Annotated in this window: 1 pseudogene; it reads left to right on the forward strand. The window is 54.2% G+C overall.

Going from position 1 to position 389, the window contains the following annotated elements:
• Positions 1 to 389, forward strand: a pseudogene (locus tag A3754_RS20085) (DPP IV N-terminal domain-containing protein); the annotation flags it as partial.

Consider the following 389-nt stretch of genomic DNA (forward strand, 5'->3'; position numbering starts at 1 on the left):
GCCATCGTGTGACCACGATTCTGCGTAGTAAAGAGCCGATCATGAGCCCTACCTGGTCACCGGATGGCAGGAAAATTGCTTACGTTTCTTTTGAAGACCAGGGACGCCCGGCCATTTATATTCACAGCCTGGCCACCACCGAGCGGGAAAAAGTGTCCAGTTTCAGCGGCATCAACGGTGCCCCTGACTGGTCACCGGATGGCCAGAAGCTGGCGTTAACGTTGTCGCGGGACGGTAATCCCGAAATTTATATGTTGAATCTGTCGACCAAGGCACTGACCCGGTTAACCAACAATTACGGCATTGATACCGAGCCGCGCTGGTTACCGGATGGTGAGCACCTGGTGTTTACCTCCAGCCGTTCCGGTGGCCCACAGATTTACAAACTG

It is taken from the genome of Alcanivorax sp. HI0083, assembly GCF_001635175.1.